This window comes from Agromyces binzhouensis, assembly GCF_004135055.1.
In the GTDB taxonomy this organism is placed as follows: domain Bacteria; phylum Actinomycetota; class Actinomycetes; order Actinomycetales; family Microbacteriaceae; genus Agromyces; species Agromyces binzhouensis.
On the sequence record NZ_SDPL01000074.1, the window covers coordinates 1 to 10,299 of the forward strand.

General features: G+C 69.7%; 8 protein-coding genes. 1 reads left to right on the forward strand and 7 read right to left on the reverse strand.

Features of this window, described 5'->3' with window-relative positions; all coding sequences use genetic code 11:
* From gabT to ESO86_RS05910, 7 genes are all read right to left on the reverse strand, one after another.
* The coding region (gene gabT / locus ESO86_RS05880) for a 4-aminobutyrate--2-oxoglutarate transaminase (protein WP_129234042.1) at positions 1-1,188 on the reverse strand (1,188 nt) is incomplete at its 3' end.
* A gap of 138 nt (positions 1,189-1,326) precedes the next feature.
* The gene (locus tag ESO86_RS05885) at positions 1,327-3,210 is read right to left on the reverse strand and encodes an ABC transporter permease (RefSeq protein WP_165307387.1); all 1,884 of its coding nucleotides are present in this window, start codon (positions 3,208-3,210) and stop codon (positions 1,327-1,329) included.
* Positions 3,211-3,221: 11 nt separating this feature from the next.
* Positions 3,222-4,391 (reverse strand): type 2 periplasmic-binding domain-containing protein, encoded by a 1,170-nt coding sequence (locus ESO86_RS05890; RefSeq protein WP_129234046.1) that lies wholly within the window; start codon positions 4,389-4,391, stop codon positions 3,222-3,224.
* A gap of 49 nt (positions 4,392-4,440) precedes the next feature.
* Entirely contained in the window at positions 4,441-5,580 is a 1,140-nt protein-coding gene (locus ESO86_RS05895) for an ABC transporter ATP-binding protein (protein ID WP_129234048.1), read from the reverse strand.
* Between the two features lie 79 nt (positions 5,581-5,659).
* Positions 5,660-7,204 (reverse strand): DHA2 family efflux MFS transporter permease subunit, encoded by a 1,545-nt coding sequence (locus ESO86_RS05900; protein WP_129234049.1) that lies wholly within the window; start codon positions 7,202-7,204, stop codon positions 5,660-5,662.
* A gap of 32 nt (positions 7,205-7,236) precedes the next feature.
* Positions 7,237-8,862: an LVIVD repeat-containing protein gene (locus tag ESO86_RS05905; RefSeq protein WP_165307390.1), complete on the reverse strand. Its 1,626-nt coding sequence runs from the start codon at positions 8,860-8,862 to the stop codon at positions 7,237-7,239.
* A gap of 125 nt (positions 8,863-8,987) precedes the next feature.
* A complete protein-coding gene (locus ESO86_RS05910) occupies positions 8,988-9,956 on the reverse strand; it encodes a LysR substrate-binding domain-containing protein (RefSeq protein ID WP_129234053.1) in 969 nt (322 codons plus the stop codon).
* Positions 9,957-10,038: 82 nt separating this feature from the next.
* Between ESO86_RS05910 and ESO86_RS20060 the strand changes: the two genes are divergently transcribed.
* The coding region (locus ESO86_RS20060; protein ID WP_129234055.1) for an aldehyde dehydrogenase family protein at positions 10,039-10,299 on the forward strand (261 nt) is incomplete at its 3' end.

Genomic DNA, 10,299 nt, shown 5'->3' on the forward strand with positions numbered 1-10,299 from the left:
GGGCGCGCCGGTGGCGGGGTCGACGAGCTCGACGGCGACCATGGCGCCGCGGCCGCGGACGTCGCCGATGCGCGGGTCGGCCGTGCGGAGCGCGTTGAGGCGGCCGATGAGCACCGAGCCGATCTGCTTCGCGCGCTCGATGAGGCCGTCCTCCTCGTAGGACTCGATGGCCGCGAGGGCGGCCGCGCAGGCGAGCGGGCTTCCGGCGTAGGTGCCGCCGAGGCCTCCGGCCATGGCGGAGTCCATGATCTCGGCGCGTCCGGTGACGGCCGAGAGCGGGAGGCCGCCGGCGATGCCCTTCGCGGTGACGATGATGTCGGGCACGATGCCCTCGTGCTCGCTCGCGAACCAGGCGCCTGTGCGGGCGAAGCCGGTCTGCACCTCGTCGGCGATGAAGACGACGTCGTTCGCGTTCGCCCACTCGACGAGCGCCGGCAGGAAGCCGGCTGCGGGCACGATGAAGCCGCCCTCGCCCTGGATGGGCTCGATGATGATCGCGGCGAGGTTTTCGGCGCCGATCTGCTTCTCGATCTGCGTGATCGCGCGGGCCGCGGCCTCGGCGCCCGAGAGGCCGCCGTCGCGGAAGGGGTAGCTGAGCGGCGCGCGGTAGACCTCGGGCGCGAACGGGCCGAAGCCGTTCTTGTAGGGGATGTTCTTCGCCGTGAGCCCCATGGTGAGGTTCGTGCGGCCGTGGTAGGCGTGGTCGAAGGCGACGACGGCCATCTTCTTCGTGTGGTGGCGCGCGACCTTGATCGCGTTCTCGACGGCCTCGGCGCCCGAGTTGAACAGGGCCGAGCGCTTCTCGTGGTCGCCGGGCGTGAGCTCGTTGAGCTTCTCGGCGACGGCGACGTAGCCGTCGTACGGGGCGACCGTGAAGCACGTGTGCGTGAAGGCGTCGAGCTGCGCCTTGACCGCGTCGACGACGCGCGGGTTCGAGTTGCCGACGCCGGTCACGGCGATGCCCGAGCCGAGGTCGATGATCGAGTTGCCGTCGGCGTCGACGATGACGCCGCCGCCGGCCGCGACGACCGAGACGGGGATCGTGTGCCCGACGCCCTTCGCGACGGCCTGCGCCTTGCGGGCGATGAGCTCCTGCGAGCGCGGGCCCGGGATGCTGGTGACGAGGCGGCGCTCCTGCGGGAGGGCGGGGCCGCCGACGGTGGTGGCCGTGGGTTCGACGATGGTCATGGGGTGCTCCGATGCGGTGACGACGGTGGCGATGTCGGGCAATGGTAGACAGCCCGAAACGGATGCCACCCCCTCCCTGACGTACATCGGAAGGGGGTGGACCAGCCACGTCGTACAAACGACGCGCGATCGGAGGCGTCAGCGGTGCGTCAACTCCGCGACCTGCTGGGCGGCGACCGACCGAGTGTCCGTCGCATCCGTCGCCTCGACCGCGACCGCAGCCGTCCCCAGCGCATCCGTCGCGGCATCGACGACCCGGCCGCGGCGAGCGGCGCGACCGATCGACCGGAGCGACACGAGCCATTGCAGTCCGTAGCCGATCGCGAAGACGAGGAGCGTGAAGATGAGTGCCATCGCCGCACCCTGGTCCGGTGCATAGAGCTGCGCCGAGCGGGGATTGATCATCGCGTACATGTAGACGGAGAGCGGGCGCGACTCGGGTGTCGCGAGGAAGGCCGGGAGCGTGAACTCGTTGGTGCCGAGGATGAACATCTGGATCCACACCGCGAACACCGTGGGCGCGAGCAGGGGCGCGACGATCCTGCGGAATCCCTCGAGCCGGCTCGCCCCGCTGATGAGGGCCGCCTCCTCGAGTTCGGTGCGGATCTGGAGGGTCGCGCTGAAGCCGGCGCGATAGGCGATCGACACCCGGTAGGAGTAGGCGATCACGAGTGCCGCGATCGTCCCGGCGAGCGGGATCACCGGGTTGATGACCATGAAGGTCAGGAACATGGCGAAGCCGGCGATGACCGCCGGGATGGCGACGCTCGACGACGCGAAGAGGTCCATGCTCCGCGTCCATCCCGTCGCCCGGCTCCTCGCGATCCCGTATGCGAGCACCGTCGCCGCGCCGCACGCGATCGTCGCGCTCCCCCCGGCGATGATCAGCGTCCGACCGAGCGACGCCCAGAACTCGCCGTCGGCGAGCACCTCGCCGAACGCCGTGAAGTGCGTCTGCGTGCGAAGCGCGTCGAACGAGAAGGCGAGGGGATACGGCGTGATCGCCGACCAGAGGAGCGCGAAGAGCGGCAGCACGGCCGTCAGCATCGTGAAGACGAGGATGGCGAGCAGCACGGGGATGCGCCATCCGCCGAGCTTCATCGTCGTCGGCCGGAATCCCTTGCCGGAGATCGACGCTCGGCGCTCGGCATCGCGTGTCGCGCGCAGGTAGATCACGAACGCGATGGTCGTGATCACGAGGAAGACGCACCCCCAGGCGGCCGCGAGGCCGTACTGCGGCAGCTCGCCGGCACCCGCACTGATCAGGGTCCAGAGCTTGAGCGCGAAGATGTCCTTGCCGGACTCCTGCCCGAAGAGCAGGGGCACCTCGAGGCTGCCGAGTCCGAGGATGAACGTGAGCACCATGACCCCGAGCAACCCCGGCCACAGCATGGGGAGCGTGACCCGTCGCAGCGTCTGACCCCAGCTCGCACCCGAGACGCGTGCGGACTCCTCGAGCGAACCGTCCATGCCGGTGAGGATCGGCACGATCATCAGGTAGGGGAAGGTCACGTTGGTGAGCGACTGGATCACCACCATCGTGGAGAACGCGTACGGGTCGATCACGAGGTCGCCGGGCAGCAGGCGCAGGAGCTGGTTGAGCACGCCCGACTCCGGCGAGAGCATCAGGAGGTACGCCTGCGCCTTGACGATCGGCGGCACGATGAACGGCACGATCACGAGCACCGAGATCATGCGCCGGAACGGGGCATCGGTGCGCACCGTCACCCACGCCAACCCGAACGCCATCAGGAGGGAGAGCACGGTCGAGCCCCCGACGAAGGCGGCCGTCGCGCCGAGCACGTCCCAGAAGTCGTCGCGGAGCCCCCAGAGGGTCACGAAGTTCTCGGTGGACCATCGTGCCGTCGAGACGCCGAACGGGAGGAACGGACCACGGAACGCCGTGATCACCTGCACCGCAAGCGGGATCGCGAGCAGCAGGAAGATCACCGAGCCTGCGATGACGGTCGCGACGGTCATCCCGGTCGGCCGGGTTCGTCCGGCCCTCGTGGTCCGTTCCACCCTGGACATGGTTATCCGTTCAGTGCCGCGTCGGCGGCGTTCGTGAGGGCGATCCACTCGTCGCGGGTCGCTTCGGTCTCGGTCTCGGCACCGTCGCCGATGCTCTGCAGCAGGGCATCGGCGTTCTTCTCCATCAGGCCGGTCGCCTGATCGAAGAGCGAGGACGGCAGCCCCGGGTAGGGGACCTGGGTCGTCGAGAACTGCTCGTCCGTCATGCGGAGCTCGAGCCAGTCGGGGTCGTAGGCGTTCCACAGCGCCCACAGCATCGCGCCGGGCTTGTTGTCGGCGTCGATGTTCACGCCGGAGAACTGTGCGAACACGCCGGAGTGCTCGAACGGCTGGGCTGCGAGGCTCGGGTTCGGGTTGAACAGGGTCTGGTTGAGCGCGATGGGAACGTCGCCGCTCGAGAGCGGGGAGTTCTGGTCCTCCAGTACCTGCAGCGCTCCGGACGTCTTCAGCTCGCCGATCAGGTCGACCATCGCGTCCTCGCCCTCGGCCATGCCGTATCCGGAGAAGACGATCGGGTTGTAGTTGGCGATGGAGACCTTGCCCTCGTACTCGGGTGCGAGGAGATCGTCGAGCGATGCGGGCGCCTCGATCTCGTCGGTGTTGACCTGCATGAGCGAGCCGTTCATGCTGTCAGGCAGCATGCCGGGGCTGCCGAGCTCGAGGAACTCCTCCGGGATGCCGAACTGCGTCCAGTCGACCTCGTCCCAGTAGCCCTCGTCGGTCATGGCCGCCGCCGAGAGCAGCGAGCCGGACAGCACGTCGGTGTTGCGCGCGCCGGTCGCCTGCGCCGAGATGACGGCGGACGGCAGGTTGTAGGTCAGCCCGCGCGTCTCGATCTCGATGTCGGGGTAGCGCGAATTGAACTCGGCGATCACCTCGGGTGCGAGCTCGTACCAGTCCCAGACCACGAGCCGACCGCCGTCGGTCTCCTTCGCCTGCTCGTAGAGCGCGTCCATCTGGCGGTCGATCTCCGGCCAGAAGTCCTCGTAGAAGTTCTCGCACCTGGTGAAGGCGCCGATCTGGACGGCGTCGCACGCCGCGCCGGTCGCGGCGTCGCCGACCGGCTCGAGTGCGTCGGGCGCGTCGGCCTGGGTGGTGGCGCATGAACTGAGCAGCAGCGTTCCTGCTGCGGCGAGGGCGATGGTTCCGCCCCTGACGGTGCGTGGATGCATGATCCGGGTGTCCTCTCTGACGGTGGATCTCTTGGTGGGTGGGGTGGAACTATGCCGCGAGCACGCGGCAGGCCTGCGGGGCGAGCTCCAGGAACACGGTGCTTCCCTCGGTGGGCGAGTTCAGCGGCGCACCTCGTGCGATGACCCGGCCGACCGTGGTCGCGCCGTCCAGGATCTCCGCTTCGTACTCGACGATCTCGCCGAGGAACTCGACGCGTGCGACTCGTGCGGGGAGCAGGTTCGGCCGGTCGACCGGTGCCTCGTGCCAGCGCACGCTCTCGGGCCGGAAGGTGACCGTGACGTCCGCCCCGGTTCCGCTCTCGACCGGGCACGGGGTGACCAGCCGCGTGCCGAACGCCTCGACGAGGGCGTCGCCGTTGGCGTCGCGGTCGCGCACGACGGCCGGGATGAGGTTCACGCGTCCGACGAAGTCGGCGACGAACCGGTCGGCGGGTGCGAAGTACAGGTCGCGCGGCGCGGCTTCCTGGACGATGCGTCCACCGTTCATGACCGCGACGCGGTCGGACATCGACAGCGCTTCCGACTGGTCGTGCGTGACGTACAGGGCGGTGATGCCGAGTCGCTGCTGCAGGCTCCGGAGCTCGTTGCGCATGGTGTCGCGGAGCTTGGCGTCGAGGTTGCTGAGGGGTTCGTCGAGCAGGAGCAGCTTCGGCCGGTGCGCGAGGGCCCGCGCGAGCGCGAGTCGCTGCTGCTGGCCGCCGGAGAGCGCCGTGGCGGGGCGATGCGCGTAGGCGTCGAGCTGGACGAGTTCGAGCGCCTCCATGGCGCGCGTGCGCGCCTCCTTCTTCGGCAGCCTGCCGGCGGCGACCTGCAGGGGGAACACGGCGTTGGCGAACACGCTCATGTGGGGCCAGATCGCGTAGTTCTGGAACACCATGCCGACGTCGCGCTTGTCGGGAGAGACGTGCCGGGTCCCCGTCGAGAGCACCTTGCCGTCGAGCGAGATGACGCCGCCGTCGCTCGTCTCGAGCCCGGCGACGCATCTGAGCGTCGTCGTCTTGCCGCACCCCGAGGGCCCGAGCAACGAGGTGAAGGTGCCGGGTTCGATCGTGAAGCTCACGCCCTTGACGACCGGGACCTCGGCGCCGTCGAGCTGGTAGTGCTTCTCGAGCGCATCGACCACGAGGCGTCCGCCTCCGTCTGCTGCGGTCATGTGGTGCGTCGTCACTGACGGCCTCCTTCGCGAGTTTCTGTATTCTGGATCCAGTTTGGAGGTACGGGTGCCCGTCCGGGCGCCGTGGCGCGCATCAGCCGTCGCCGCCCGAGGTGGACAGCGCGCCGTCACCGGGGACTGCGGCACGTTCGCCGGAGACGTCGCCGCGGCGGCTCGGGTCGGATTCGCCCCAGCCGACGGTGACCTTCGGCTTGGCGAAGCACAGCACCACGACCGCGCAGAGCGCGAACGCCCCGGCTGCCAGGACGAGCGACTGTGCCATCGCGGTCGAGAATCCGGCGGCGAACGCGTCCGGCAGCGCGCCGACGCCCGGGTGAGCGCCCTCGGCATCGAAGCCCGGGAGCTGGGTGGCGATGCTGACGCTCATGAGCGCGGCGATCGCCGCCGATCCGAGCACCGACCCGACCTGCCGGGTCAGGGTGTACACGCCCGATCCGGCACCGGCGCTCGACCGCGGCAGGTTGCGTGTGGCGGTCGATGCGAGCGGGGCGAAGACGCCGGAGATGCCCAGGCCGAGCAGCGCGGACGGGAGCAGCAGGAGCCAGAACGGGACGTCGGGACCGATCACGACGACGTAGCATCCGAGCGCGAGTGCCGCGACCGTCAGCCCCGCGAACGCGACCCACTTCGGGTCGACCCGGTCGCTCAGGCGGCCGACGAGTGGGGCGAGCACGCCCGAGACGACCGCCATCGGGACGAGCATCAGCGCAGCCTGCGTCGGCGTGAGCCCGCGCGCGACCTGGAAGTAGAACGCGAGCGGCAACGGCATCGCCGTCATCGCGAGCCCGACGAGCGAGATCGCGACGTTCGAGAGCGCGAAGTTCCGGTCGCGGAACAGGCTGAGCGGCAGCAGCGGCTCGGCGCGGTTGACCGCCTGCCAGACGATGAAGGCCGCGAGCACGACCACACCTGCGGCGATGACCGCCCACACCGTGATCGGACCGACGATCGTGCCCCAGTCGTAGGTCTCACCCTCCTGGATTCCGAACACGATGAGGAACAGTCCGACCGCGCTGAGGACGACGCCGAGCCAGTCGAAGCGGTGCGTCTGCGTCGCGAGGCTCGGCACGAGCCGCCAGGCCGCGATGAAGGCGATGATCCCGACCGGGACGTTCACGAAGAACACCCATTCCCACCCGAGCGTGTCGACGAGGACGCCGCCCAGGATCGGGCCGAGCAGGGTCGCGACGCCGGCGACCGAGCCCCACAGGCCCATCGCCGCGCCGCGCTGGTTCGGCGGGAAGACCCGCGTGATCACGGCCATGGTCTGCGGCGTCATCATCGCGGCGCCGAGCCCCTGCGCGGCGCGCGCCGCGATGAGCATCGTGATGTCGCCCGAGAGCCCGCACCAGAGCGAGGCGAGCGTGAACACCACGAGCCCGACGAGGTAGACGCGCTTGGGCCCGAATCGGTCGCCGAGTCGACCCGTGATGAGCAGGGGAACCGCGTAGGCGAGCAGGTAGGCGCTCGTCACCCAGATCACCGCGGTGAGGTCGGCCTCGAGGTCGGCCATGATCGCCGGGTTCGCGATCGAGACGATCGTCGTGTCCACGAGGATCATGAAGAACCCGATGACGAGCGCCCACAGCGCCGGCCAGGGCCTGGTGATCTGATTCATGAGGTCGGCTTCCGGGTGAGGGATGTCTCGGCTCAGCTCGCCGCGGACGACTCGGCGCCGGGCAGGCCGACGACCGGATCTCCGAGCAGCGGCGTCGAGACCGCGTAGATGCCGTGGTTCGAGAACAGCCAGATGAGGTTGCGATCCCACTCGACGAAGATGCCGTGCACGGGGGCCGCGAGGTCGTCGTCGTCCTTGAGCCCCATCGGCGGCACGAAGTACGCCCCGACCTTCGGGTCCTCCGGGTCGCGGACGTCGAAGATCTGCAGGCCCGCCGCGTAGAACGCGTAGGGGATCACGCCGCCGTGCGGGGTCCCGGTGTTCGTGAAGTACCCCGACCGCTTCGGGCCGAACGATCCGCGACGCTGCGCCCAGTCGGTGAACTTCGCCTCGGCGGGCGGCATGGGGCGGGGCATGGTGCGCACGACGCGCGGGTTCGTCGGGTCGCTCACGTCGACCTGGTAGATCTCCTTGGCGGGCTCGTAGCAGTCGGTGTTCATGGGGTAGCCGGAGACGTAGACGTAGCCGGTCTCCTCGACCTGGGTCGTGTCGACGTTGTCGCCCTCGGTGCCGGCGACGCTGGAGGGGAGCTCGCACCAGCCGACGTGGTGGATGTCCGACGGGTCGGAGACATCCAGCACGAAGAACCCCTGGCCGCCCTGGGCCGCGTAGGCGTAGCGGTAGCCCGACTCCACCGAACGCGGCATGAACACACCCATGCGGGAGCCGAACCAGGAGGTCTTGTTGTTCCAGCGGTCGTTGCCCGCGAGGTACTCGGAGGCGTCCTCCTCGCCGGCGCGCGAGCCCGGCACCCACCAGGTCGAGAGCAGCTCGGGCTTCTCCGGGTCGGTCATGTCGTAGGCCGCGTGGCCCGCGGTCCAGAGCGTCGTCCTGTAGGGCTGGTTGGTGAACGTGTTGTCGGGCGCGGTGGCGACGAAGAGGTACCTGTCGCCGTAGTAGACGGGCAGGTCGAGGACGCCGTTGCCCTCCTGGATCTCGTCGGGGCCGTGGTTCGGGTCGGTCGAGGTCTCGTTGATGAGGATCCAGTCGCGCGGGCTCGGGCCGTTCATCCGGAACGTGCGGAAGCCGCGCAGGCCCTCCCACTCGAGCAGCTGGCCCTCGACGGTGTCGTCGGTCCACTTGTTCGCGACGCGGCCCTTGAGGAAGTAGCGGGGCGTCTCGCTCGCCTGGACCGCGAGGTGCGTGCCGAGCTTCTCGTTCCACTGCACCGTCGTCGCGCCGAACTGCGGGCGGGGGTCGCCCCAGCCCCACTGCTCCTCGTCGACGACCTTCAGGTCGCGGGGGTCGGTGATGTCGTAGAGCTTCCAGTGGTTGCCGCCGCCGTAGTGCAGCATGTAGCGCGTGCCGTCCATGTCGTAGATGCACTGCCACGAGTGGCTCGTGTTCACGACGATCGGGTAGAACGCCTCGGCGGTCGCGTTCAGCGCGTAGGTCTCGGGGTCGCGGTAGTCGAGCTGGCCGGGCCAGTCGACGAAGACGTCACGCGGCACCGAGGGCGTGTGCGCCGGCGGCACGAAGGTGCCGTCGGGCTGCATCCCCCACGTCCCGGGCGCCGGGTCGGCAGGCTCGCCCGCGACTCGCTCGAAGTCCTCCGGGCGGTACTTCTTCGCATCGGGAACGTAGGGGGATCCGGCCATGACGCCTCCAGGGTCGGGAGAAGAATCGGGTTCGACGCCTCCACGCGTCGACCCCTTCAGCGTCATCGGCCGGATCGATGCTGTCCAATATCTATACGGCTCGTTGCCATGACCATATGGGCATATCAGTGGAATGGCGCGGCCTCTGCCGTGGCGTACTCGCGCTCGAGCGCCGCGAGCCGAGCCCCCTCCTCCCGGAGGTGCATGAGGAGGGCGGCGGCCGCGGGTGACGGCGCGCGATCCTTCGGGAGCGTGACCCCGACCGATCGGCGGATCGAGCTCAGCGGCGTCGGCAGGATCTTCACGTCCCGGTCGTCGACGGCGATGAACATGGGCAGCGCCGCGATGACATCCGTCGACACGAGCAGGCTCCGGAGGGTCAGCATCGACGTGCACTCCACCCGGTCCGCCGGCAGCGGGAGCCCCTCGTGGAAGAACACCGCCTCGAGTTCGGCCCGGAGCGCCGTCTGCGCGACCGGGAAGATCCACGGGAAGGCGAGCAGCGCGGCGAGCGAGGTCCCCCGCGTGCCGGTGTGGACCGGATGGCCCGCCCTGGCCACGAGTCGGATCGGCTCGTGGTGCAGGCGCTCCTGTTCGAGACGCACGGGCACCGTCGGCGAGAGGCGGCCGACGGTGAGGTCGAGGTCGCCCGAGAGCAGGAGCTGCTGCAGCATGTCGGGCGTGCCCTCGCGGACGACGACGGTGAGGCGCGGGTGATCCGACTTCAGCGCGGCGATGGCTCGAGGCAGGAGCAGGTTCGAGCCCGCGAGGTGCGTACCGACCGTGACCGTGCCGAGCTGGCCCGTCTGCATGAGGCGGACCTCCTCGTCGGCCGCGCGGAGCTCGGCGAGCACGGACCGCGCGCGCTCGATGAACGGCCCGCCGTACTGCGTGGGAGCGACGCCCCGCGGCATCCGCTCGAACAGCTGCACTCCGAGGAGGTCCTCGACCTCGCGGAGGCCGCGCGTGACGACGGGCTGGGTGATGTGCAACGACTCGGCGGCGCGCACCAGCGTGCCCTCGTCGGCGATGGCGGTGATGAGCACGAGATGCCGGAGCTTGAGCCGGCCGTCCAGGAGTCGATCGGTGACCATGGCCCGGACTATAGCCGTATGGGCATGGCAGTGCATCACAAGAGCATTTGTCGGCATCGCTTCGCATTCCTAGCCTGAACGCATGCCCTCCCCGACGACGCCGGCACCGCTCACGGCCCCTCTCCCGACGCGGAGCTCGACCCCCCGCGAGCTCCGCAACGTGATCGGCGGCGAGTCCGTCGACGGGGTGGGCACCTTCGAGAAGATCGACCCGGTCGACGGCACGCCGATCGCCGTGGTGCACGAGGCCGGACCACGGGAGGTCGACCGCGCGGTCGCCGCCGCGCGGGCGGCGCTCGAGGGCCCGTGGGGTCGCATGCCCGTCGCCGAACGCGCCCGGCTG